Genomic DNA, 24,539 nt, shown 5'->3' with positions numbered 1-24,539 from the left:
GAGCATCTATGATTTCCTGACGCGCAAGCGGGCACTGATGCCGCGCCACCAGTTTCGCGGCCGGCGCACGACGCTTGCCAAATGGCCGGCGCTCAATCCCGACATCAAGAGTTCCGCCACCTATTTCGACGCCTGGGTCAGCCATCCGGAGCGGCTAGGCATCGAGCTTCTGCAGGATGGTCTTTTAGCAAAGTTCGGGGCGATGGCGCTGAACTATGCCGAATTGCAGCGGACAGAGGATGGCCAATATCGTGTCGAAGACCAGATCGGCGGCGCGTCCGTTAGCGTCGAACCGGCGCTGATCATCAACGCCACCGGCGGCTGGATCGACCTTGCCAATCAGACCCTGTTTTCGCCGGAAGCGCGGCCGTCACCGCTGATGGGCGGCACCAAGGGCTCGCATCTCATCATCGACAATGCGGACCTGCGCGATGCGCTCGCGGATCACATGATCTACTACGAGAACGAGGACGGGCGGATCTGCATCCTGTTTCCTTATCTCGGCAAGGTTCTCGTCGGTTCCACCGATATCCGCGTCGATGATCCGGAAACGGTGCGCTGCGAGGCGGACGAGCGGGATTATATCCTGCAGTCGCTCGCCTTCGTGCTGCCGGGCATTCCCATCCGGCCCGAACAAATCGTTTTCCAGTTTTCCGGCGTGCGGCCGCTGCCGGCCAGCACCGACAGTTTTACCGGCCGCATCCCGCGCGATCACTTCTGCACCGTGCTGGAGCCTTCCAAGGGTGGTCCGCCGGTATTCTGCATGATCGGCGGCAAGTGGACGACATTCCGGTCCTTCGGGGAACTGGCGGCCGACATGGCTTTGGCAAGGCTCGGCAGGCGCCGCCGCGTTGCGACAACCGATCGGCCGATCGGCGGCGGGCGGGCATTTCCGGCCAACGCGTTCGCCTGGCTAACGCAGATGGCAGCCAACAAAGGCCTTTCCGGAGGGCGCATGGCTGAGCTGTTTGCCCGATACGGCACGGATGCCGAGGCAATTGCCGGCTTCACCGCGGCAGGCCCCGATGCGGCGCTGCCGCACGCCGGCTACTCGATACGCGAATTGCAGTTCCTGATCCGCGAGGAAGCGGTGGAACATCTCGACGACCTGCTTTTGCGGCGCACGACGCTTGCCGTTTCCGGCGAGCTTACGCTCGACATGATGGATGCCGCACTCGACCTGCTGGCGCAGGAAAAGCGCTGGACGCTCGCGCATCGCGCCCGTGAGCGCGACCGTTTTCTCACCCTTCTCAACCAACGCCACGGCGTCGACGAAGACATGCTTTCCGCAAGGAACGAACCAAGGAGCACAGAATGCGACACAACAGCAAAGTCCGGATGAACCGGCTGTTCGGCGGCGGCCGCTGCCTCGATGTGGCGATCGATCACGGCGTCTGCAACGAACCATCCTTCCTCAACGGGCTGGAGGACATTCAGGCCGTCGTCAAGGCGCTGGTTTCTGCAGGGCCGGACGCGATCCAGATGAATTACGGCCAGGCCGACCTGCTGCAGCATGTGCCCGGCAAGGACAAGCCGGCGCTAGTCATGCGCATCGACATGGGCAATCCCTATAACCGGGTCCGCCACCGCGACATGTGGGCGGTGCTGCAGAACGAGGCCGAACCATTGATCGGCGCGATCGAGATGGATGCAGCCTGCGTCGTCGTCAACCTGTTCATGCTGCCGGACGAGCCGGACCTGTTCCGCCAGTGCGTTGAGAATATTTCCCGCGTCCGGGCCGATTGCGACAAGTATGGCATGCCGCTGATGATCGAGCCGTTGGTGATGCAGCCGGTGACGGAAAAGGGCGGCTACATGGTCGACGGCGATGCCGACAAGATCGTTACGTTGACGCGGCTCGCCCGCGAGATAGGTGCGGATATCGTCAAGGCGGACCCAACCACCAATGCCGAGGATTTCCACAGAGTGGTGGAAGCAGCCCGTTGCCCGGTTCTCGTGCGCGGCGGCGGCAAGGAGGATCTTGGTGCCGTCTTCGACAAATCCGCGGCCTTGATGCGGCAGGGTGCAATGGGCATGGTCTATGGCCGCAACATCTATCAGCACGCCAATCCGAGTGCCGTGGTGCGCGGGCTGATGGCGATCGTGCACGAGGACGCGAGCAGCGAACAGGCCTTTGCGCTCTATCAGCAGGGCTGAGCAGCGATTTCGAATCTCGGGAGGGTTCTGCATGGGAGAGTATCTTTTGGGGCTCGACGCCGGAAACACCGTTATCAAGGCGGTGATTTTCGACCGGCACGGCAACGAGATCGCGGCTGCGTCCGAAGAAGGACACAGCCGCATGCCGAGCCCGGGGCATGTCGAGCGAGGGTTGGACGAACTCTGGACAAATGCACGGCAGGTCATCCGCGCCTGCATCGAAAAGGCAGAGATCCAGCCGGAGGAAATCGCCGCGATCGGTTGCGCCGGGCATGGCAACGGTCTTTATGCGCTTGATCGCGACGGCGCTCCGCTCATCGGCATCCAGTCGCTCGACACGCGGGCGGCCGGGTTGGTCGATGAATGGCGAGATGCCGGCGTTGGTGACCGGACCTATCCGATTGCCCGCCAGCGTCCGTGGCCATCCCAGACGCCGACATTGCTTGCCTGGCTGAAGCGTCACCGGCCGGATTTGTTTAACCGCATCGGTACGGTGTTCTTCTCCAAGGATTTTGTCGTCAACCGCCTGACCGGCCTGCGTGTCAGCGAAGTGTCCGACATGTCGGGGGCCGGTCTGCTGGATCTTGCCGCGCGCCGCTACGACAAGGCGCTGATGGAGGCCTATGGACTGGACGATTGCATGGACCTCTTGCCGCCGCTCATCGAAAGCGCCGACATTGCCGGGACGGTGACGGAAGAGGTGGCGGGGCAAACCGGGCTCGCCGCTGGTACACCTGTGGTCGGCGGACTGTTCGACGTCGTCGCCTCGGCGCTCGGCTCCGGCGTTGCGCGCACCGGCAGCGCCTCGATCATTGCCGGCACCTGGAGCATCAACCAGGTCATCATCGACATCCCCGACCTCGACGAGCCAGTCTTCATGTCCTCGACCTTCGATCGCAGCCGCTACATGGCGATGGAGAACAGCGCCACCTCGGCTGCCAATCTCGAATGGCTGGTGCGGGAGTTCTTCGAAGGCGAGCATGCTGAAGGCGTTTCGCCCTTTGATGCCTGCTGCGCGCTGGCCGGGGCGATCGAGCCCACGACAGACGATCCGATCTACCATCCATATCTCTATGGCGCCCAGCAGGACGGCCACGCGCGCGCCGGCTTCTACGGTCTTGCCGGTTGGCACACCAAGGGACATCTCGTTCGCGCGCTTCTCGAAGGTGTCGCCTTCGGTCATCGCCAGCACATCGAGACGATCCGAAAGGCGGGCGCGGTCTTCAACGAAGCCGTGCTGTCCGGCGGCGGCTCGCGCAGCCTGATCTGGCCGCAGATCTTCGCCGATGTGCTCGGCGTTCCGGTCAGCGTTGCCCGCTCGCGTGAAACCGGTGCGCTGGGAGCGGCTATTGCGGCCGGAACCGGCGTCGGCATTTTCGCGGACTTCGGCGCTGGTGCTGCGGCCATGGTTCGGGCAGAGCGGTATTATCGTCCGGATGTCTCGCTCGAGGCACACTATGCGCGGCGTTACGCTCTCTATCAGGATATCGCCGAAGCGATGGCACCGCTCTGGCGGCGTCTGACAGCGGTTCCGCCGGCGGCAGCGGGGGCGGCGGCATGAACATGCGTATGAATTATGCGGCCATTGATGCGGGAAGCTACGATTTCATCATCGTCGGCGCAGGATCGGCGGGATGCGTTCTGGCCAACCGGCTGTCGGCCGATCCGAAAACCCGCGTCCTGTTGCTCGAAGCCGGCGGCAGCGACCGGTATCATTGGGTGCATGTGCCGATCGGCTATCTCTACTGCATGGGCAATCCACGCACCGATTGGATGATGAAGACGGCGGCGGAGGCCGGACTGAACGGCCGGTCATTGCCCTATCCGCGCGGAAAACTGCTGGGCGGCTGCTCGTCGATCAACGGCATGATCTACATGCGCGGCCAGGCGGCCGATTACGACGGTTGGCGGCAGGCGGGCAATTCCGGCTGGGGCTGGGACGACGTGCTGCCCTATTTCCTGAAATCCGAGGACAACTATCGCGGCAAGTCGCCTATGCACGGGGCAGGCGGCGAATGGCGGGTGGAAAAGCAGCGGCTTTCCTGGCCGATCCTCGATGCCTTTCGTGATGCCGCAGAAGAACTCGGTATCCCGAAGACCGACGATTTCAACGATGGCGACAATGAGGGCTCAGGCTATTTCGAGGTCAACCAGCGCGGCGGCCTGCGCTGGAATACGACCAAGGCCTTTTTGCGCCGGGCAATGAAGCGGCCCAATCTATATGTGCTGACCAGCGCCGAAACCGAGCGGCTGGAATTCGACGGCAGAATGGTGACCGGCGTGCGATTCCGGCTGAACGGGCAGAATCATCTGGCTCGCGCCGGTCGCGAGGTCATTCTGTCTGCCGGTGCGATCAATTCACCGAAAATCCTGGAGCTTTCCGGGGTCGGTCGCCCGGATGTGCTGTCGGCTGCCGGACTCGACGTCGTCCATGAACTTCCGGGTGTCGGCGAAAACCTGCAGGACCATCTGCAAATCCGTACGGTCTTCCGCATCGAGGGCGCAAAGACGCTGAACCAGCTCTATCACAACCTGTTCACCCGGGCGGGCATGGGGCTTGAATATATGCTGCGCCGGTCAGGGCCACTGTCGATGGCGCCGAGCCAGCTCGGTATCTTTGCCAAGAGCGACCCCGCTGTTGCGACCGCCGATCTCGAATATCACGTACAGCCCTTGAGCACCGACCGGCTCGGCGAGCCGCTGCACAAATATCCCGCCGTCACCGTCTCCRTCTGCAATCTGCGGCCGGAAAGCCGGGGGACCGTGCATGTTGGCGGCCCGGACCTTTCCGTGGCGCCGGAAATCCGCCCGAATTATCTTTCGACCGTCGGCGACCGGTTGCTTGCGACGAAATCGGTTCGGCACGCCCGCCGGCTCATGGAGGCCGGCGCCATTCGCAAGTACCGGCCGCAGGAAATGCTGCCGGGCCTGGAATACCAGAGTGACGAGGAACTGATCCGTCGCGTCGGCGATATCGCCACAACGATCTTCCATCCGGTCGGCACCTGCAAGATGGGCAACGACGTGATGGCGGTTGTCGATCCGCAATTGCGGGTGCATGGGCTGGCGAAACTGCGGGTGGTCGATGCATCGATCATGCCGACGATCGTGTCGGGAAACACCAACTCGCCGGTGATAATGATTGCCGAGAAGGCCGCGGAGAGCGTCCTATCAGGGGCGTAATTAGCCCCTCGCATTCTCTAAAGTGAATGCGTGGAATTGCGGCTCGTGACGATGAGCCCAACCCGCTCAATGCAGGTTGGGCCATCGATTTTCGATCAGAGAGTCGAGACGTTCTCAGCCTTCGATTTTCCGGTCTTGCGATCCTGGCCAACTTCGAAGCTGACCTTGTCGCCTTCGCGGAGCGACCCGCCGCTTTGCAGCGCAGACACGTGAACAAAAACGTCCTGCCCGCCACCCTCAGGGGTGATGAAGCCGAAGCCCTTGTCGTCATTGAAGAATTTAACGGTACCTGTCGGCATGAGATAAATATTTCCTTGTATCGTTCGACGATTTGCGAAGGCGAAACTATAGCTTCGACGCTTCTCTATCAACCCTTTAGCACACTCGTGGCTTTTTGAACGCAAAAAGACGTCAGCTCCGACGAAGCTCAATGCGGCTCGTAACAACCGATCGACCGGTAGCAGGGTCGGTATCGATGGTTGTGAGGCGCATGCCCGATGCTCCGGTTTTTTCGATCGTCATCTGCGCACGCCGATCGCCGTTGACTTCTTTCGCCCATCTGATCGCGAGACTTATGGCATTACCAGCGCGCTTTCCGCCAAGACCCGCGGTGCCGGTGCCCGCGCCCACGTAGGAGCCAGTGTAGGTGTCACCAGTGGCCTTGAGGTTCGCGCTGATGACGCGGGAAAAAACGACAAGGCTGGTACAACGCCCATTGAGTGCGAGGGAGCTTGCATTCGCATCCGATTTGAAACGGCAAGTGACTTTAATGGTGGGTGCATTTGTCCGCACTTTCACGGTCCCGTTACCGCTCCAACTTCCCGCCAGTGTTTTCAAGAAGGCGGATTCGTCGGCGTGGGCGGCGCCTGCCGTTGCCATTGCGGCCGTCGCAACGGCGATGGAGCATGCAAGGACTTTGATCATGTGAATCACTTTCGATCGCGCTACATCAGGACCGCCACGCTCGGTTGTTGAGGAGGAAGGCGGTCATATAACCGCCGCACGTGGTTTTCGTTCCATACGGGAAGCATCGATTGGGCTCGCAGCCACCACCATCTCCCGAGCAGGAACCTTCGCCGGGGCCTTCGCGGGCTCGTCCGCACGGCAGCCTGAAATCAAAAACACCCATCAGTCGCCTCGGCCTCAACCGAGACAACCTCTTGAGGATCCACACCTAGAGCCTTTCCGGGTTAGATTGAAGCATTCTGTTGGCTCAAACGGAGTCGGATGGTCGACCGGCCGGCGCGCGTCGTAGCCCAGCTCTACGGCCAAGCCGGCCGGTCGATCAGCCGGCCCGTTTCAGCCAACCCGAAGGGCCGGGCATCTTTCCGCCAGGGCAAAGGCGATCGGCTCGGACGTACCAAGAGGTATGCCCGTCGCCAATCGCCTTTGCCCTGACGAAAACCTGCTCCGGCAGAATGCTTCAATCTAACCCGGAAAGGCTCTAGAGCGCCCAGTCCTCCCCATTTTTGACTTCGGCAGCTTTATCCTCGCGGCAAATCGTTTCCAGCGCCAATGAGGCACGGCTGGAGTGCCTTTGCTTATGCCGCAGGATTGCAAATTGCCGGGACGGCAGATGAAAGCGCACCTTCACCAGAAGACCTTGCGTCAAGAGCGGCGCCGCCACGGCACCTGAGACGACCGTCGCGCAGAGGCCTTCTCTTGCTGCCGATATGACCGCCTCGTTCGACGGCAGTTCAAGCGCGACAGCCAGATTTCCGGGGGCTATGCCGAGATTGGAAATCGCCGCCTCGAAAGCCGACCGGGTTCCGGACCCTCTTTCCCGCATGACCCATTTCGTGCCTGAAACCAGGTCCGTCGGTGCAATTGCCTTGCCACGCGCCCAGGGATGACGCGGACCTACGACGACAAGCAGTTCGTCCTCGGCAAGCGGCTGAATATTCAGCGCCGGCTCGTCAACGCTGCCTTCGACGAAGCCGACTTCGGCCAATCCATCGAGAACCGCTTTTGCCGCCGTGGTCGTGTTGCCAATCATCAGCTTCAGGTCAATGCCCGGGTAGCGGATCTTGAAACGCATCAGCATCGCCGGCAGCCAGTAGCTTGCGATCGTCTGGCTTGCAAAAACGACCAGTTCACCCTTTTGCAAGCCGCCGAGATCGGACAAGACAAGCGCCGCGGCCTTGGCGCGCGCCAGCGTCGCTCTTGCCTCCCCTAGAAACACCCGTCCTTCATATGTCAGCTCTATGCGGCGTCCGACGCGGTGGAAAAGCTCGACGCCATAGGAGGCCTCGAGATTGCGGATCGCCGAACTGACGGCCGATGGCGTCAGCCCGATCGCGGAGGCAGCATTGGTCAGATGCTCGCGTTCCGCAACCGCGACGAAAATGGAAAGCTGTTCAAATGTCATGATCAATCGTTCGATTTTACCGAATGAATCATAATAAACTATTCAATGGAAGTCGATAATTGAGTGTGGGACAGTGCAGTCCTTGCGCAAGGTCTTGCCGATGCTCGTTTCCGCCTCCCGTTCCCCGTCGTTTCCTGCTGTCCTGCCGGGACTCGTTCTTTGTGCGGCGGTCACGCTCGCTGCGCATCTTGTTGAGCGGCTGCAGTTGATGATTTTCGGCTCGCATTGGATCGAGAGCCTCGTGCTTGCCATTCTGATCGGCATTGCCGTGCGCTCCTCGGTCTGTCTGCCGCAGACTTTCATTCCCGGCATCCAGTTCGCCGCCAAGACGCTTCTCGAAATTGCCGTCGTGTTGCTTGGCGCCTCGCTCAGCACGGCTGCCATTCGGCAGGCTGGGCTCCCGCTTGTCGGCGGAATTGCCGTTCTGGTTGCTCTGTCTTTGGCCGGCAGCTTTCTGATCGGACGGCTCTTCGGACTGTCGGCCAGCCTGGCGACCTTGGTTGCTTGCGGCAACTCGATCTGCGGCAATTCTGCGATTGCCGCCGCAGCGCCCGTGATCGGCGCCAAACCGGATGATATCGCGGCCTCGATAGCCTTTACCGCGCTGCTCGGCATCGGGGCAGTGCTGACGCTGCCGCTTCTTCATCTGCTCTTGGGTCTGAGCGCCGTACAATATGGCGTTTTCGCAGGCCTGACAGCCTATGCCGTCCCGCAGGTATTGGCGGCCACGGCCTCTGCCGGAGCCGTCAGCGCCCAGGTGGGCACGCTCGTCAAACTGATCCGCGTGATGATGCTCGGACCGGTCATCCTTCTGCTCGGTGCAGTTCATGGCCGCCGTGCTGGCGGCTCTGCAGTCAATCTCCGCCATGTTCTCCCCTGGTTCATCCTCGGTTTTGCAGCCATGGCGACACTTCGTTCTCTCGACGCGATCCCGGCGCCGCTGCTGCCCGGGGTGTCGGCTGTCTCCGCCGCCTTCACCGTCACCGCCATGGCCRCTTTGGGTCTCTCCGTCGATGTCAGATCCGTCGCCCATACCGGCGGTCGTGTCCTCGCGGCGGCGGCGCTGTCGCTATTGGCGCTGGCGGCTCTTGGGCTTTGCCTGATCGGACTGCTGAATATCGTCTGATCGAAGGTGGTGTGCCTAAAATACTGGCAAAGATTCCAGTTGCCTTACAAACGATCGGCGGCTAGCCTGTATATACAGGCCGGGGAAGCAAAGATCGTCATGCGGGTCATCTCTTCACAGCAAGCTGCGGATCTCCTCGAAGATGGGATGACTGTCGCTGCTTCGGGTTTTGGAGGATGCTGTCATCCCGAAGCCATCACGGCGGCCGTCGAGGAGCGTTTCCTCGCCTCTGGAAAACCCCGCAACCTGACACTTCTGTTTGCTGCCAGCACGGGCGATCGTCAGACGCGCGGCATGGGGCACTTTGGCTATGAAGGCCTCGTCGCCTGCGTGATCGCCGGGGGATGGCGCGGAACGCCGCGCCTTGGCAGGCTGGCGATCGAGGAGAAGATCGAAGCGCATTGCTGGCCGCAGGGCGTCATCGCGCAGCTCTATCGGGCGATTGCCGCCGGTCAGCCTGGAGTGGTCACCCATATCGGGCTCGGCTCCTTCATGGATCCGCTTCATGGCGGCGGCCGCATGAATGCGACGGCGCCGCGTGCGCTTGTCGAGCGTGTGTCGTTGCGCGGCAAGGAATGGCTGCTTTATCCGTCGATGCCGCTCGACTGCGTGCTGTTGCGCGGAACGACGGCCGACGAAGACGGCAACATCACCCTCGAGGACGAGGCGTTCCCGCTCGACGTGCTCGCCATGGCGCAGGCGGGCCGAAACTCCGGTGGCATCGTCATCGTCCAGGTCAAGCGGATTGCCGAACGCGGCTCCCTGCCGCCGGGCGATGTTCGCATCCCGGCGGTGCTGGTCGATTATGTCGTCGTCTGCGATGATCCGGCCCAGCACGGCGTCAGTTTCGCCGAGACGGACAATATCGCCTATACCGGGCGCGTCCGGATGGCGATGAGCCGCCTGCAGCCGGCGCCACTGTCGGTCGATAAAATTATTCAGCGACGTGCCTTCCGGGAGCTGGCGCCGCTCAATCGCCCAACCATCAACCTCGGCATCGGCATTGCCGCCGGGATCGGCCGCATCGCCAGCGAAGAGGGATTCGACGATTATACGATGACGATCGAATCCGGCGTCATCGGCGGCGTGCCGGCCGAGGAGCTGTCCTTTGGCGCCGCCGTCAATCCGACCGCCATCATCCCACAGGCATCGCAGTTTGATTTTTACGACGGCGGCGGCCTCGATATCGCCTTCCTCGGCATGGCCGAGGTGGATCGGCACGGTGCGGTCAATGTCAGCCGCTTCAACAATTCCATCGTCGGGGTCGGCGGCTTCACCAATATTTCGCAGACGGCCAAGCACGTTGTCTATCTCGGCGCGTTTTCGGCCGGTGGCGCTGAAATTGCCGTTGCCGACGGCACGCTCGACATCATCCAGGACGGCCGCTTCTGCAAGATCGTCGATGATGTCGACCAGATCAGTTCGAGCCCCGCCTTTGCGCCGGAAGGGCAATCACAGCTCGTCGTCACCGAACGGGCTGTCTTTCGGGTAATTGACGGATGCCTGACGCTGACGGAGTTTGCCCCCGGCATCGATCTTGCCGCCCATGTTCTCGATCGCCTGCCGAAGAGCGTCGCGGTGTCAGATCGGCTGAAGCAGATGGATGCGCGTCTGTTTTCGCCCCACGCCATGAAGGACTTTGCCCCATGAAAATCGATGGAGCCGCCATCATCGTCACAGGCTCGGCAACGGGCGTCGGGGCTGCATGCGTCAAACAATTCGCCGCGGGCGGTGCCAGGGTGGTCGTCAACTACAGCCGCAGCAAGAAAGAGGCCGATGAGACTGGCGATATCTGCCGCAGCCTGGGCGCGGAGGTGGAGATCGTCCAGGCCGACGTTGCCGATGACGCGGCTTGCCGCCGAATGGTCGCGATTGCCGTCGATCGATGGGGGCGGCTCGACGCCTTGGTGAACAATGCCGCAATGACGGTCAAATCCGATCCTTTCGATCTGGAGACATTGTCGGCCGAAGATTTTCAGAACGTTTTCGGTGTCAATGTCATCGGCGCCTATCAGATGTGCCGGGCGGCAGTGCCTGCGATGCGTGACAGCGGCGGCGGTGCGATCGTCAATGTCTCATCCAATGTTGCCTTTACTGGCGGCGGCAGCTCGCTTGCCTATACGGCCTCCAAGGGCGCGCTGAATGCGCTGACCTTGGCCCTGGCGCGCACCTGCGGTCCCGATATCCGCGTCAATGCCGTTTGTCCTGGCATCATCGATACGCGCTGGATGCGCGACACGCTCGGGCCGGACGCCTATGGAGCCACTGCCAAGCGATTTTCGGACGCCGCGCCGCTCGGCCGTGTCGCGACACCGGAAGACGTTGCCGGCGCCATTGTCTGGCTTGTTCAGGGTGCCGACTTCGTCACCGGTGAATTGCTGTCCGTTGACGGCGGCATCCGCCTGTCCGGAGGCGTTCGCAAACCCGCGACATCTGGGGGCGCCGCATCGTGACGCTGCCGGCCCAATCCATCCTCGACTTCCCGGTGCCGCAAGCAACACATGTGGTCACCGCAAGAGATGCCATCCTTTACGCCCTGTCGGTTGGCTACGGCACCAACGCGCTCGACGAAAAGGCATTGAACTACGTCTATGAACGCGATCTCGTGACCGCGCCGACCCTTGCCAATATCGTAGCGCATCCAGGCCCATGGATGCGACAGACAGGCGTCGACTGGGCGCGTCTCGTGCATTCCGAACATCGCCTGACGATCCACCGGCCGGTCCCGCTTGATGTGCCGCTGACCTCTCGCTCACGCGTCCTCTCGGTAGTCGATCGCGGTGTTGAAAAAGGAATGTTCGTCAGCTTCGAGCGCCTGATCGCAACCGCGGACGGTGACGAGCCCATCGCGACGATCGTCCAGACGAACGCGTGCCGCGGCGACGGTGGATGCGGTTCGGCGGGATTTGCGCCTGAACCCTTGCCCAAAGTCCCGGACGGAGAGCCGGACTTCGAATTCAATGTCGACATCCCTGGTAACGCCGCTCTCATCTATCGCCTGAACGGCGATCTTAATCCGCTGCATGTCGATCCGCAGGCAGCCGGCAAAAGCGGCTTTGACCGGCCGATCCTGCATGGGCTGTGCAGCTTCGGCCATGCGGGCTACGCCATCGTCGCTGCCATCGATCCAGGCATGGCGACTGGCTTGAGCGCAATCGCGGCGCGTTTCAGCGCACCGATCTTTCCCGGAGAAACGATCACCCTGCAGATATGGCGCAACGGCGCCGAGATTCACTTCAGGGGGCTCGTTGCTTCGCGGAGCGCTATCATCCTCGACAATGGCGTGGCGAGGCTGTCATGACGAAAGCAGTCAAACCGGCCGCCGGCGAAGCGCGCCATTATATCAGGATCAAGGAGCAGATCCTGGCCGACATCGCCGAGGGCAAGCTGCAGCCGGGAGACCGGGTATCCTCCGAAAGCGAACTGGTGGCGGCATTCGGCGTCAGCCGCATGACGGCGAACCGGGCCCTGCGGGAGCTGATGTTCGAGGGCGTTCTCAAGCGATCCGCCGGGATCGGAACGTTCGTGTCGCCAAAGCACCTCGACGTCGATCTGCTTCAAATCCGCAACATAGCCGACGAAATACTGGAACGGGGTCACACGCATAAGGCGGTGGTCGTCAAGGCCGGGCTGATGAAGGCGGATGCTAACGTTGCCGACGCGCTCCAACTGATCCTCGGCGCTGAGGTGATGCATTCGCTGATCGTGCACATGGAAAACGACCAGCCCATTCAGGTCGAGGAGCGCTATGTCAATCCGCTGGTGGCGCCCGATTATCTGTCTGCCGACTTCTACAGCATGACGCCGCACGAATATCTGACGCAGGTCGCACCGATAACGGCGTTCGAACATATCGTCCAGGCCGTCAAACCGGATAGGGCCATACGCAAATATCTCGGCCTGAAGAATGATCACCCTTGCCTGCGCGTCTTTCGACGGACCTGGTCGGGCGAGGCCGTCGTGACCTGCGCGCTTTTATACTATCCCGGCGCGCAATATCGGCTGGAAGCACGGTCCAGCAAGGGTCCCTCTAAGCCCGTCGCCATTCTCGGAGAGAAACAGTGAGCGCCACCCATTCTCCATCGATCATCTTCAGCGCGGCTCCGCCGACGATCGAGGACATCGCAGCGGTTGCCCGTCGTCATGCGCGGATTGAGATATCCGCCGAGGTCGAAGCCCGGATTGTCGCGGCGCGTGCCGTCGTCGATCGCTATACGGCAAACGATCTGCCGGTCTATGGCCTGACGACGGGACTGGGAGCCGGTGTCGACACGCGACTTGCAACGGAAGACCTCGTGGCGTTCCAGATGCGTGTGCCGCAAGCCCGCGCCGTCGGCGTCGGACAACCGCTCGCACAGGAATCCGTGCGGGCGATGATGGCCGTCAGGGCTGCCGGCATGGCGGCTGGCGGTTCCGGCGTTTCGCTGAAAGTATTCCACGGTCTGATCGCCGCCATCAATGCAAGTGTCCATCCCGTCGTCCCATCATTGGGCTCGATTGGTGCGGCGGATTTGGCTCCGCTTGCCCATATGAGCCGCGGCCTTCTCGGCTTCGGCGAGATCGAGCTTGGCGGCGAAGTGCTGCCGGCCGCCATCGCTCTTGAAAGGGCCGGCCTGAAGCCCCTCGAATTGGCGCCGAAGGACGGGCATGCGCTTGTTGTGGCCAACAGCCTCTCCATCGGCCTCGCCTGTCTGGCGCTTGAGGAGATCGAGCGGCTCTTCGATTGGTCCCTGAAGGCGATTGCCGTTAATTTCGAAGCGTTCCGGGCCAATGTCAGCGTCTTCGACGATCGCGCTCTGGCTGCAAGACCCGCCTTCGGGCAACGCCGTGTCGCCGCTCAACTGATGGAGCTGCTTTCGGGCAGCTCCTTGCTTGCCGCCGATGCAGCAAGACGTCTCCAGGATCCTTTGAGCTACCGTTGCACGCCGCAGGTCTGGGGTGCGTTGAGGCATGCGATCGACGAGGCAAGGCAGGCGACCGAGATTGAGCTCGTCAGTTCCGGCGACAATCCTGTCGTGATCGTATCCGAGGGYGTCATTCTTTCACACGGCAATTTTGACATGACCGCGTTTGTGCTCGCCTGGGAAAGGCTGGGGCAGGCCATGGCGCATTGCGCGGCAGGCACCGCCTATCGGATCATGAAGATCATGTCGCCTGCCATGTCCGACCTCMCGCGCTTCCTGACCGCGATGGGCCAGAGCCGCACCGGCTTTGCGACCGTRCAAAAGACCGTCTCGGCCATGGAGGCCGAAATCCGCCATCTGGCCATGCCGGTTTCGCTTTCGCCCATTCCTGTTGCCGATGGCGTCGAAGACCAGGCGTCGATGGCTCCGAGCGTTTTGGCAAAGACGCAGGCGATCGTCGAGCGCCTGCGCTATCTCACTGCCATCGAACTGATCGCCTCGGTACAGGCCGTCGAGCTGCGAGGGGTCTCAGGCGAATTGGGCAAGGGATCGGCGGAAGCCTATGCTTTCGTCCGCACCCAAGTCCCGGCGCTCGAAGAGGATCGCGCACAAGGGCCGGATTTTGCGACGATTGCCGCATTGATCGGGCTCGGCCCGCAATAAGCCCGGTTCGCCACTGCCCCGGCAAGAAGGGCAGGGCACTGACCGGTCATGCCGGCGGTCATTCTGGGGAATGCCGTCGGTTCGTTCATTGAAAAGTCAACAAGAGGGAATGGTTATGAAAAATTGGACAAAAGGCATCTTTGCAGCCGGCATCATGGCAGCCGCCATGTTCCAGCCTGCATCCGCAGAGACCATCAAGGTCGGCAGCAAGAATTTCACCGAGCAGTTTATCCTCGCCGAAATGTACGCCGCCGTTTTGGAAAATGCCGGCATCACCGTCGAGCGCAAGATCAATCTCGGCGGCACGCTGATTGCTCACCAGGCATTGGTGGCCGGCGAGATCGATCTCTATCCGGAATATACTGGCACAGCGCTCGCTTCTGTCGTCAAGGGTGAGATGTCGACCGATGCCGACAAGGTCTACACTGAGGTCAAGGATTTCTACGCCAAGCAGTTCAACCTCACATGGCTGAAGCCGAGCGGCATCAACAACGGCTACGTCATCGTTGTCCGGCAGGAAACGGCGCAGGCCAGCAATCTGAAGAGCCTGTCGGATCTCGCCAAGGTTTCCAAGACCCTGGTCTTCGGCGGCGGTGCTGAATTTCCCGACCGCGCCGATGGCCTGCCCGGCCTGAAGCGCGTCTACGATGCCGAGTTCAAGGAGTTCAAGCAGTTTGCCAAGCTTGGTCTTCGTTATGATGCACTGGACCAAAAGGACATCGACGTCRCCAACGGTGCAGCGACCGACTGGCAGATCGGCTCGAAGAACCTCGTGCCGCTGGCAGACGACAAGGGTCTGTTTCCGCCCTACTACGTGGCCCCCGTTATCCGCCAGGACGTGCTGAAGGCCAATCCGAAAGTTGCCGAACTGCTGGAAGCGGTCGGCACCCATCTCGACAACGAGAAAATGCGGGTCCTCAATGCCAAGGTCGAGACCGACCACGAGGAAGCCAAGGACGTGGCGGTCGATTTCCTCAAGGAAAACGGCCTGCTGCCGAAATGATTGTCATGCCCCGCGGCCGGATATCGATCCGGCCGCGACCTGGCGTGGCGATCCTTTCACGGTGTCTGTTCGAAAGTCCGTCCGCTCAGCAGCCGGACAGGAATGTGGAGAAGCGGGAAATGCAGGAAATCTGGATCGATTATCTCAATGCCCTTGATGCCAAGGCGCTGGCGTTGACGAATGACGAGGTTCTCGATGCAGTGTCGAAGGCGCTGGATGCGCAGGGCAGGGGCGAAACCGTCATCGAGCCGCGCGTCCATCTTGTGCCAGAGAGCTCCGACAAAGGCCATTTCAACGTGCTTCGCGGCTATGTCAAAGCGCTGAACTATGCCGGCGTCAAAGTTGTCGGTGACTTCGTCGACAACTATAAGGTCGATCTGCCCTCGGAGCTTGCGGTCCTCAACCTGTTCGACCCGAACACCGGCGTGCCGAAGGCCATCATCGACGCAACTGCTATCACCGACATGCGCACCGGGGCCGTCACCGCTCTTGGCGCAAAATATCTCGCCCGCAAGGACAGCAAGATTCTCGGTCATATCGGTGCGCGCGGAACCTCTTACTGGAATGTCCGGCTTCTCGACCATCTCTTCGACTTCGAGGAAATCCGCGTGCATTCGCGCCGGCCGGAAAGTCGCGATGCCTTCGCAAAGCGTCTTGAGGCGGATCTCGGCAAGAAGATCGTTGTCACCGACAATTGGCAGGATTGCCTCAAGGGCGCCGACATCATGGTCGAGGCCAGCCGCCTGCCGGAACCAGCGCCGCTGTTCAAGACCGAATGGGTGAAGAAGGGGGCCTTCGTCGTGCCCTATGGCACGATGAGCGCGCTTGAATTCGATCTCACCGATATCATGGACAAGGTCGTCGTCGACGATTGGGGACAATGCGGCCCCGGCAAACCTTTCGGGGCGCTTCGCCGTCACGTCGACGAGGGCAAGGTGACGGCCGAGAACTTGCATGCCGAAATCGGCCAGATCGTCTGCGGCATGAAGCCCGGCCGCGAAAGTGATGAGGAGACGATCCTGTTTTGGCATCGCGGCCTCAGCACGACCGACGTGGCGCTCGGCGCCGCCATGGTCGACAAGGCAAAAGAGATGAACATCGGCCAGCGGCTTCGGTTCGCATAGTCGCCATGGTGATGTCCAAGCCGATCGCCTGTTCGAGAATGTATAATCTCAGCCCGCGCATTCGCGGCCTGTGGGACGCGCTGTTTGCGCTGGTCAGCTCGCAGTCCAGCATAGAACTCGAGATCATCGCTCATGCAGCACCAGCCCCCCTGTCGGAATTATGGGCGAGGCCGGACATGGGCGCGGTCTTCATGTGCGGCTATCCGTTTTCGCGCATGCGCGAGGCTGCGCGACCGACGATGCTTGCCGCACCCGTCTCGAGCGAGGCATGGTCTTTGGACCAGCCGCTCTATGCCAGCCACATTCTCATCGCCTCCACCGGGCCAGTCAACGCGGTGGCCGATCTCGCTGCGGCACGCTGGGGCTGGACCGTGCGCGATTCTCAATCGGGCTACCACGCGGCGCGCTCCTTCCTTGCCGGCCAGTTTGCCGGGAAAATGAAGCAGAGCATGACGGTCGGACCGCTGCTCAACCCTTCAGGCATCGTCGCCGCCCTCAAGGATGGCAGGATCGATGCGGGCGCGATCGACGCTTACGCCTTCCAATTGTTGTCGATGCACGAACCCGACGCGATCGATGGTCTTCGTATTCTGGCGACGACCGAGCCGCTTCCCGCGCCGCTATTGGTTGCCGCGCAGACATTGCCTGTGGACATCACCACAGCGTTAAAGCAAAGCCTCGTGGCATTGCATGAAACGCCTGAGGGAGCGGCGGTTTTGGAACGGCTCGGCCTCAGGCGATTTTCGGCGGTCACTCCGTCCGCCTACGATATTCTGCCGCAGAGAGCCGACGACGCCGATCGCAGATTGGGGATCCCATGGTAGACAGGCGAATGAGCGCCCGGACGCGGAGGTCTCGGCGATGAAATGGGTCCCTAAACATCTCGACCGGCTATTCGAAGCGCTGTTGGAGCACCTGTATCTCGTTTTTTCATCGGTCGGCATTGCCCTGGTGATCTCGCTGATCGTCGGGATATGGGCGGCAAGGCGACCGCGAAGTTTTGCGGCCATCGTCATCTTCACCGGTATCCTGTTCGCCGTGCCCAGCCTGGCGCTGTTTGCGCTTCTCATTCCCATCATGGGTATCGGGGCGGCGCCCGCTATAACAGGTCTTGCCGCCTATTCGCTGATGATCCTGATCCGCAATATCGGCATGGGATTTCAGGCTATTCCGCGTGACATACTCGAAGCTGCCGACGGCATGGGCTACGGCACGGCGCGGCGGATCTGGGAAGTCGAGCTGCCGCTGGCGATGCCCTATATTGTCGGCGGCATCCGCATTGCCGTGGTAACAGTGATCGGCATCGCGACCGTTGCCGCCTATATCAATGCCGGCGGGCTCGGCGTCATCATTTTCGAAGGCATCGACCAGCGGTTTCCTGAAAAGATCATCGCAGGCGGGCTGCTGACGTCATTTCTGGCGCTCTTTGCCGACTACTGTTTTGCGTCGTTCGAAAAGCTGCTGCGCCGCCGCAGTGGAGGTAAAGCGGCATGATCGTGATCGATGCATTCAGCTGGATCTTCGACAACTCCGGCACCTTCTTCAACGCTTTCAATCGCCATCTTCTGATGTGCGTCCTGTCGCTCGGCATCGCTTTTGTCATTGCCGTGCCGCTCGGATTTGCCGTCGCACGGGCACCCCGCGCCGCCTTTGCAGTGGTCAATATCGCCGGCGCCTTGCGCTCCATACCGAGCCTTGCGATCCTGTCGGCGACGATGCCTTTCCTCGGCATCGGATTGTTGCCGTCGGTGATCGCCCTCATCGTCCTTGCCGTGCCGCCGCTGCTGTTGAACACGATCATCGGCATTCGCGAGATCGACGCCTCGGTGATCGATGCGGCCGATGGAATGGGGATGAGCGCCGGGCAGATGCTGTGGGAGATCGAACTTCCTCTGGCCGTTCCCGCGATTCTGTCAGGCGTCAGGACGAGTGCCGTCCAGGTGATCGGCGGGGCGGCACTCGCCTCCTTTATCGGCGGCGGYGGACTTGGCGATTTCATCAATGCCGGCATTGCGATCATGAACATGCCGCGCCTTCTCGTCGGAGCGGTCCCGATAGCCCTGCTCGCAATCTTTGCGGAATTGGCGTTCGGCGCCCTGGAGCGCGTCTTCACTCAACGGCGCTAAGCGGCCGAAAGCGGATATCAGGATGATTCATCTCGATCATGTTACGAAGAATTACGACGGAAGCGGCCAGCATGCGGTCGACAATCTCGATCTCCTGATCGAGACCGGTACGACGGTTGCCCTGATCGGTCCTTCGGGCTGCGGCAAGACCACGACCATGCGCATGATCAATCAGTTGGAGACCCCCACGACGGGACGTGTGCTGGTCGACGGCAGGGATATCGCCCGGGTCGATCAGAAGGAGCTGCGCCGCAGCATCGGTTATGTCATCCAGCAGGTTGGTCTGTTTCCGCATATGTCGATCGCACGCAATGTTGCGACCGTCCCGCGGCTTCTCGGCTGGGAAAAGGCGCGCAGCGATCGCCGGGTCGACGAACTCCTGGATCTCGTCGGTCTTGATCCGGCCATCATGCGGCAGCGTCTTCCGCACGAATTGTCGGGCGGGCAGCGTCAGCGCGTCGGTTTCGCCCGCGCTCTCGCCGCCGATCCGGCGATCATGCTGATGGACGAACCGTTCGGCGCGATTGATCCGATCACCCGCGTCCGGCTTCAGGACGAATTCCGCGATATTCTCAGGAAGGTGAAGAAGACCGTCGTCATCGTCACGCATGACCTCGATGAGGCAATCAAGATGGGCGATCGTATCGCGATCATGCGGGATGGCCRCCTCCTTCAATATGATAGCCCGCAGGAGATCCTTGCGCGTCCCGTCAATGAATTCGTCGAGAGTTTCCTCGGCCCTGACCGAGCCATAAAAAGGCTGAGCTTGATTGCCGTATCGACGATCATGACCACGCCGGAACCGTCCAACGGCGATGCCGAGATCGCCGCTGACGCCACGGTTCACGACGCCTTGGCGCTCATCCTCTCCGGTGAGATGCCGGGCCTGCATGTCCGAGCCGCCGATGGCACGCTTGCGGGATATCTGTCGCGGGACACTTTGTTGCGCGCCAATCGGCTGTAGGGCAATTCCGGTAAAAGTGCGCAGCGGTTTTGCTCGACGCGGAACAAGACCACCGGCCCTTGCCGAAGAGATCACCATGCCAATGCTACCCACGCGTGCTGAAAGGGATTGCCGATCGCCTGTCTCAGGCTGTAGATGAGTTTCGCACAATGGGATTGTGCAAGCAGCCGGAATGACGTCAACTCCGCTCGTTCGTTATCGGTCACTGTCTGAAGCTTTCCCAGCGCACTGCGCTGCCACATGAGGGGACCTACGCCATTGTCTTCGCTTGTTCTTCCTAGTCGCCCGCTCTCGTTGGCGCGCAACGTCATCTCCACCCCGAATGCTTACTTCTGGTCAACGCCCATCATCCTGGCACTGGCTGTCTTTCTATTCGTCTCGGAAGCACCAGGCGTAATCCGCGATTTCCAGATCAGCCAGAACCCTTTGACGCTGGAAAATGGCGACGTGCAAAACGGGCGATGCACGACACGCAAGGCAGTCTTTACCGATTGCGAGGCACGCCTTGTCTACAGCTACGGCGGACGAGACTACGACACCGAAGTCGAGGTCATGTTCGTCGATTTCCATACTGGCGACTACGAAACCGGTCTTGTGATATCAGCCGATCATCCGGAACTTGCGACGATGAGCTTGGGTCTGGACATGCTCTGGAACCGGATCATCACGCTCACCGTGTTCGCGCTACTGTTTGGCGGCATGGGCCTGGGGATGATTTTTCTCGCTATCCGCATCTGGTGGGTCAAGGGCCAATTGCTTCGGCCTGCCATGCTGACCCCCGTTCCGGTCGAGGTCACCGCATTCGACCGCAGACGCGGCGTCCTTTCCATCACCTACAATGACAAGATTGCCAACGACAAAACGGGGCGATCGGCTTACACGCGCATGAAGAATGGAGAAGAGCCTCTGATCGTCGGGGAAGCCAATGGCAAAGCGATCGGACTGGCTGTCAGGCACGGCAATACTGCCCTGCCAGTGCTTCTGGACGATCGTCTGCAGCGCGTGAAGCTTACCGATGATGAGCGCAACGCGGCTCTTGCACCTTTCGCGCATCAGCAAGAAAGCGATCGGAGTGTGCCGGTTTTGATCGAAGACCCCAAGCAGGCGGGGGTATCGATCTGGAGGCGATTGCAGGTTTTCTTCGGTATGTTGCTTCTGATCCTCGTCGGTGTGGTCGGCTTCTGGCTTTGGTACGTCACGACCTCCACGACACCATTCCAATCGCCTGGCATGGACATCAACAATCTTATGCCGGCGCCGTTAAACGAGTGGGGATGCGGGCAGCTCAAGAAGCGGTTTGGTCAGGATCGCGCGCCTCTTGGTTGCGTCGCCGACGATTACACGAGCTGGAAATAGCAAGACGGTCCGCGCTGTTTGACCGAGCCTTCACGATCGGCGGTAGACCAGGGCGGGCCGTTTTGCGGTGAAAGCTTTCGGCGTTTCTGCGTCCAAATCAGTCCTGAACACATGTGAGGCCGTCAAAGCGACCGCTCGCTCAACGGCCGCTCGCTCAACGGCCGGTCGCTCTGGCGTCGTCTCCACGAAGCGCTTCACGGCTCTAATTCATTCAGTCCTGGTCTGCGACGACGCAGGCAGGCAGCCGAAGCCGTACCGGTCGCCGAAAACGCAAGCGTCTCGGACCAATTTCGCAGTCAAAGATTAGATGACACCTTTGCTGAAAATGAAGCACCCATAGGGCCCTGGGTCGGAGGTTCTGACGATCGCGAAGGATTTTTTCGCTGCTTCGTAAAATGCGAAAYGCTCCAATGCCTCCATCCGAACAGGGCGATCTTCAGCGCGATCGATGACTTTTTGTATCGTCGCGAAAATCGGCATTTGCCCGCTGGCGTCGCCAACAACTTGCATCCTTTTCACCGGCGCATCGATGAACGTGTCCAGTGGGAAGAGCGTCAGAATAGCTTCAGCGACACGCTCCAAGCCGCAGCCGGAAACGTCGATGAGATGGCCGTAGGTTGTATGCCGGGCTATGGTCTGGGCAGGGTGGTTGACGTCGCACAAGACCAGTTGGTCCCCGTGCCCCATCAGCATCAAAGCATGCATCAGCTCGGCGTTTAAGACTGGATCGATTCCCCTCAGCATGTTGTGCCTCCCTGTCCAAAGGTCTAATCTTTACAGATTATGCAAATTCCGTAATGTTTGGAAATGGGTTCAGCCTCAAATGCTTCGTTTATATTTTTGGACAAAAGCACCGCACATATCCGATGATGCTTATGGTTAGTCAAGTCGTCGCGAGAACGAAAACGAGAAATATCTGAGAATTCTGCAATGGATTACTTTACAACGGTAATTCCATGTGTGAAGTTATCGGTGCGAATGACGTCCTCCCAGGATAGGGGCGGCGGGTGCAGCTGAGCGCTCTACCTGCCGCCGCTTTGCAGGAAGGTCGATCAAACGTCGCGAGGAGTGCGCGACGCCGTTGGAGGAGGATCATATTTGGCATCGATGAATATCGTCAATGTCGGTAAGGCCTATGGAAGCCTGACGGTGATCCATGGCGTTTCCGTCGAAATCCCCGACGGCGAGTTCGTCGTTCTGGTGGGGCCGTCGGGTTGCGGAAAATCGACGCTGCTGCGCATGGTCGCCGGCCTCGAACCGATAACCTTCGGTGACATCCGGATCGACGGCAAGGTGGTCAACGACCTGCCGCCGAAGGACCGCGATATCGCCATGGTATTTCAGAGCTATGCGCTCTATCCGCACAAGACGGTGGCGCAGAATATGGGCTTCGCGCTGAAGATGCGCGGTGAGACGAAGGCCGATATCGAGGGGCGGGTGCGCAAGGCGGCCGAGATCCTTGATCTGGTGCCGTATCTTGCCCGCTATCCCCGCCAGCTTTCTGGAGGCCAGCGTCAGCGCGTGGCGATGGGAAGGGCGATCGTGCGCGATCCCAAGGTATTCCTGTTTGACGAGCCACTCTCTAACCTTGATGCCAAGCTGCGCGTGCAGATGCGCGCCGAGATCAAGGAGTTGCAGCGCCGGCTGGCAACGACGATGATCTACGTGACGCATGATCAGGTGGAGGCCATGACCATGGCCGACCGAATCGTGGTGCTGCGCGACGGACGTGTCGAGCAAATCGGTTCGCCGCTGACGCTTTACGATACGCCTGCCAACACCTTCGTCGCCGGTTTCATCGGTTCGCCGTCGATGAACCTGATCAAGGGCCACATCCGCTCTGCCGCCGAGCCGTTCTTCGAGACGGATGAGGGTATTCGGCTGCCGCTCCACCGCGCGCCTGCGGGCTCGGACGGGCGGCCAGCCTTTTACGGCATTCGGCCCGAGCACTTCACGCTTGGCGGCTCGGTCAGCGCACATGTGACGGTCGTTGAATCGACCGGATCGGAAACGCAGGTCTTTGCAAAGCTTGGGCAACAGAAGATCATCGGCGTCTTTCGCGACCGCGTCGAGGAGCCCTCGGACCATGTGATCGCGATGACGCCGAACGCCGCCCTCGTCCATCTGTTTGACGGAGAGAGCGGACTGAGGCTTATCTGAGAGTTCTTGCTGCCGCTTCGAGGAGGAAGCGCCGGCAGCCACAACCGTGGCGGTTTATCAACGGGAGGAGACCCATATGAAAGTCAGTGATTTCGAGAGAATGATGGCGATCGGCCTGAGCCGGCGCGCCATCCTGAAGACCAGTGCAAGCCTCGGTGCGGTCGCAGCCGGAAGCGCCATGCTCGGTCCATTCGGAACGGCCTTTGCGCAGGATGCATCCTTGCGCAGCCAGATCTTGCAGGTGCCGGGTGTCGGCAAAGGCTCGCCGACGGATGCCGACTGGCAGAAAGTTGGCGAAATGTGCCTGGAAGCGACGAAGAAGAGCGTCAAACAGGGCGAGTTCGCCGGCGTCGAACTATCTTTCATGGGCCTGAATAACCAGAACCTGCATAACGTTCTGTTCCGCGGCTTCCTCAAGCCTTGGGAGGATTATACCGGCGCCAAGATCACCTGGATCGACCTTGCGCAGGCTGACTACAATCCACGCCTGCAGCAGGCGATCGCAACGGGTACGGTCGATTTCGACCTGCTCGAGATGGGCGCGCCGTTCGAGGGTGATGTCTGCGGCAAGGGGCTGGCGTCGGAGATGCCGGACTGGGTCAAGACCCAGATCGACATGGACGACTATGTCGACTACCTCAAGGCGCCGGTTGGCACCTGGGACGGCAAGACCTACCGCGTCTCGGTCGATGGCGATTGCCACAACTTCAACTACCGCACCGACTACTTCGCCGATGCCGACCTGGCGAAGGCCTGGAAGGACGAAGGCCACGAGGGCGAGTGGGGCGTTCCGAAGACCTGGCAGAAGGTTCAGGAGGTCACCAAATTCCTCAAGGGCAAGACCATCGGCGGCATGGAAGCGGTCGGCTATCTCGACGCACCCAAGGCTTGGGGCGGTTTCGGCTTCTACTTCCTCGGCAGCCGCGCCACGGCCTATGCCAAGCATCCCGATGACAAGGCCTGGTTGTTCGACACCGACACGATGAAGCCGCGCATCAACAACCCGGCATGGGTCCGGGCGATTCAGGACGTCATCGACGCCCTGCCATCGGAAGCGGGCGATCAGCTCAATGCCGATCCGGGCACGACAGCTTTCCAGCAATTTCTGGCCGGCACCGGTTCCATGGTCTCCTGGTGGGGAGACGTGGGTGCAAGCGCGCGCACCAGCGACAGCTCGGTCGTTGGCGACACCATCGGCTTCGACATCCTTCCGGGATCGGACGATGTCTATAATTCGAAGACCGGCCAGTGGGAAAAGCTTGCCAGCGGCCCGAACCACGCGCCAAACATGGTCTATCTGGGCTGGGGCGTCTATGTGATGGCCCGGGTCGACAGCGACGAGAAAAAGAAGAAAGCGGCCTGGAGTGCTGCAGCCCATCTCGGCGGCAAGGATCTGGCACTCTGG

Annotated in this window: 23 protein-coding genes; 19 read left to right on the top strand and 4 right to left on the bottom strand. The window is 60.9% G+C overall.

From position 1 onward, the window contains the following. The 4 genes from AC1D1Z_RS23345 to AC1D1Z_RS23330 all read left to right on the top strand — a co-directional run. A partial coding sequence (locus AC1D1Z_RS23345) for a glycerol-3-phosphate dehydrogenase/oxidase (protein ID WP_477851721.1) occupies positions 1–1,342 on the top strand: 1,342 nt, incomplete at its 5' end. Next, positions 1,315–2,157 carry a class I fructose-bisphosphate aldolase gene (locus AC1D1Z_RS23340; protein ID WP_032981299.1) on the top strand — a complete coding sequence of 281 codons (843 nt, stop codon included), beginning with the start codon at positions 1,315–1,317 and terminating at the stop codon, positions 2,155–2,157. The genes AC1D1Z_RS23345 and AC1D1Z_RS23340, both read left to right, overlap by 28 nt. Positions 2,158–2,188: 31 nt before the next feature. Beyond that, entirely contained in the window at positions 2,189–3,718 is a 1,530-nt protein-coding gene (locus AC1D1Z_RS23335; RefSeq protein WP_018245847.1) for an FGGY-family carbohydrate kinase, read from the top strand. Beyond that, positions 3,715–5,340 (top strand): GMC family oxidoreductase, encoded by a 1,626-nt coding sequence (locus tag AC1D1Z_RS23330; protein ID WP_477851720.1) that lies wholly within the window; start codon positions 3,715–3,717, stop codon positions 5,338–5,340. Before AC1D1Z_RS23335 ends, AC1D1Z_RS23330 begins: the two co-directional genes overlap by 4 nt. A gap of 95 nt (positions 5,341–5,435) precedes the next feature. Here AC1D1Z_RS23330 and AC1D1Z_RS23325 read toward each other — a convergent pair whose 3' ends face one another. The 3 genes from AC1D1Z_RS23325 to AC1D1Z_RS23315 all read right to left on the bottom strand — a co-directional run bounded on the left by AC1D1Z_RS23325 (position 5,436) and on the right by AC1D1Z_RS23315 (position 7,708). Beyond that, positions 5,436–5,639, bottom strand: coding sequence for a cold-shock protein (locus AC1D1Z_RS23325; protein ID WP_003550088.1), 204 nt, complete (start codon positions 5,637–5,639; stop codon positions 5,436–5,438). A 112-nt stretch (positions 5,640–5,751) separates the two neighbouring features. Beyond that, positions 5,752–6,264: a hypothetical protein gene (locus tag AC1D1Z_RS23320; protein WP_018245845.1), complete on the bottom strand. Its 513-nt coding sequence runs from the start codon at positions 6,262–6,264 to the stop codon at positions 5,752–5,754. A gap of 520 nt (positions 6,265–6,784) precedes the next feature. After that, entirely contained in the window at positions 6,785–7,708 is a 924-nt protein-coding gene (locus AC1D1Z_RS23315; RefSeq protein WP_020572889.1) for a LysR family transcriptional regulator, read from the bottom strand. A gap of 100 nt (positions 7,709–7,808) precedes the next feature. On the opposite strand from AC1D1Z_RS23315, the gene AC1D1Z_RS23310 reads away from it, so the two are divergent. The 13 genes from AC1D1Z_RS23310 to AC1D1Z_RS23250 all read left to right on the top strand — a co-directional run bounded on the left by AC1D1Z_RS23310 (position 7,809) and on the right by AC1D1Z_RS23250 (position 20,974). After that, the gene (locus tag AC1D1Z_RS23310) at positions 7,809–8,834 is read left to right on the top strand and encodes a YeiH family protein (protein ID WP_477851722.1); all 1,026 of its coding nucleotides are present in this window, start codon (positions 7,809–7,811) and stop codon (positions 8,832–8,834) included. A gap of 99 nt (positions 8,835–8,933) precedes the next feature. Then, positions 8,934–10,484, top strand: coding sequence for an acyl CoA:acetate/3-ketoacid CoA transferase (locus tag AC1D1Z_RS23305; RefSeq protein WP_018245842.1), 1,551 nt, complete (start codon positions 8,934–8,936; stop codon positions 10,482–10,484). Next, positions 10,481–11,287: an SDR family NAD(P)-dependent oxidoreductase gene (locus tag AC1D1Z_RS23300; protein WP_018245841.1), complete on the top strand. Its 807-nt coding sequence runs from the start codon at positions 10,481–10,483 to the stop codon at positions 11,285–11,287. The genes AC1D1Z_RS23305 and AC1D1Z_RS23300 overlap by 4 nt, the downstream gene beginning before the upstream one ends. Beyond that, entirely contained in the window at positions 11,284–12,135 is an 852-nt protein-coding gene (locus AC1D1Z_RS23295) for a MaoC family dehydratase (RefSeq protein WP_018245840.1), read from the top strand. Before AC1D1Z_RS23300 ends, AC1D1Z_RS23295 begins: the two co-directional genes overlap by 4 nt. Continuing rightward, positions 12,132–12,899 (top strand): histidine utilization repressor, encoded by a 768-nt coding sequence (gene hutC / locus AC1D1Z_RS23290; protein ID WP_018245839.1) that lies wholly within the window; start codon positions 12,132–12,134, stop codon positions 12,897–12,899. Before AC1D1Z_RS23295 ends, hutC begins: the two co-directional genes overlap by 4 nt. Then, a complete protein-coding gene (locus AC1D1Z_RS23285) occupies positions 12,896–14,401 on the top strand; it encodes an HAL/PAL/TAL family ammonia-lyase (protein WP_477851719.1) in 1,506 nt (501 codons plus the stop codon). The genes hutC and AC1D1Z_RS23285 overlap by 4 nt, the downstream gene beginning before the upstream one ends. A 70-nt stretch (positions 14,402–14,471) precedes the next feature. Continuing rightward, complete coding sequence (locus AC1D1Z_RS23280; protein ID WP_477851718.1) at positions 14,472–15,404, top strand: glycine betaine ABC transporter substrate-binding protein; 933 nt, start codon at positions 14,472–14,474, stop codon at positions 15,402–15,404. 119 nt (positions 15,405–15,523) lie between these two features. Further along, on the top strand, positions 15,524–16,528 hold the full coding sequence (locus AC1D1Z_RS23275; protein WP_026188710.1) for an ornithine cyclodeaminase family protein: 1,005 nt from the start codon (positions 15,524–15,526) through the stop codon (positions 16,526–16,528). Between the two features lie 5 nt (positions 16,529–16,533). After that, on the top strand, positions 16,534–17,352 hold the full coding sequence (locus AC1D1Z_RS23270) for a phosphate/phosphite/phosphonate ABC transporter substrate-binding protein (RefSeq protein ID WP_018245835.1): 819 nt from the start codon (positions 16,534–16,536) through the stop codon (positions 17,350–17,352). 37 nt (positions 17,353–17,389) lie between these two features. Then, entirely contained in the window at positions 17,390–18,022 is a 633-nt protein-coding gene (locus AC1D1Z_RS23265) for an ABC transporter permease (protein ID WP_018245834.1), read from the top strand. Continuing rightward, on the top strand, positions 18,019–18,654 hold the full coding sequence (locus tag AC1D1Z_RS23260; RefSeq protein WP_018245833.1) for an ABC transporter permease: 636 nt from the start codon (positions 18,019–18,021) through the stop codon (positions 18,652–18,654). Before AC1D1Z_RS23265 ends, AC1D1Z_RS23260 begins: the two co-directional genes overlap by 4 nt. Before the next feature lie 22 nt (positions 18,655–18,676). Next, positions 18,677–19,618, top strand: coding sequence for an ABC transporter ATP-binding protein (locus AC1D1Z_RS23255; protein ID WP_477851717.1), 942 nt, complete (start codon positions 18,677–18,679; stop codon positions 19,616–19,618). A gap of 240 nt (positions 19,619–19,858) precedes the next feature. Next, positions 19,859–20,974, top strand: coding sequence for a hypothetical protein (locus tag AC1D1Z_RS23250; protein WP_018245830.1), 1,116 nt, complete (start codon positions 19,859–19,861; stop codon positions 20,972–20,974). Positions 20,975–21,277: 303 nt separating this feature from the next. Here the strand turns inward: AC1D1Z_RS23250 and AC1D1Z_RS23245 are convergent, their stop codons facing one another. Further along, the gene (locus AC1D1Z_RS23245) at positions 21,278–21,718 is read right to left on the bottom strand and encodes an RbsD/FucU family protein (RefSeq protein ID WP_477851716.1); all 441 of its coding nucleotides are present in this window, start codon (positions 21,716–21,718) and stop codon (positions 21,278–21,280) included. A 354-nt stretch (positions 21,719–22,072) separates the two neighbouring features. Here AC1D1Z_RS23245 and AC1D1Z_RS23240 point away from each other — a divergent pair, with 354 nt between their 5' ends. Next, complete coding sequence (locus AC1D1Z_RS23240) at positions 22,073–23,134, top strand: ABC transporter ATP-binding protein (protein ID WP_018245828.1); 1,062 nt, start codon at positions 22,073–22,075, stop codon at positions 23,132–23,134. A 76-nt stretch (positions 23,135–23,210) separates the two neighbouring features. Beyond that, a partial coding sequence (locus AC1D1Z_RS23235; protein ID WP_477851715.1) for an ABC transporter substrate-binding protein occupies positions 23,211–24,539 on the top strand: 1,329 nt, incomplete at its 3' end.

The organism is Rhizobium sp. P1_E1, assembly GCF_056406015.1.
Note: the sequence above shows the minus strand (reverse complement) of the source record. Positions and strands in the feature narration are given on the sequence as shown.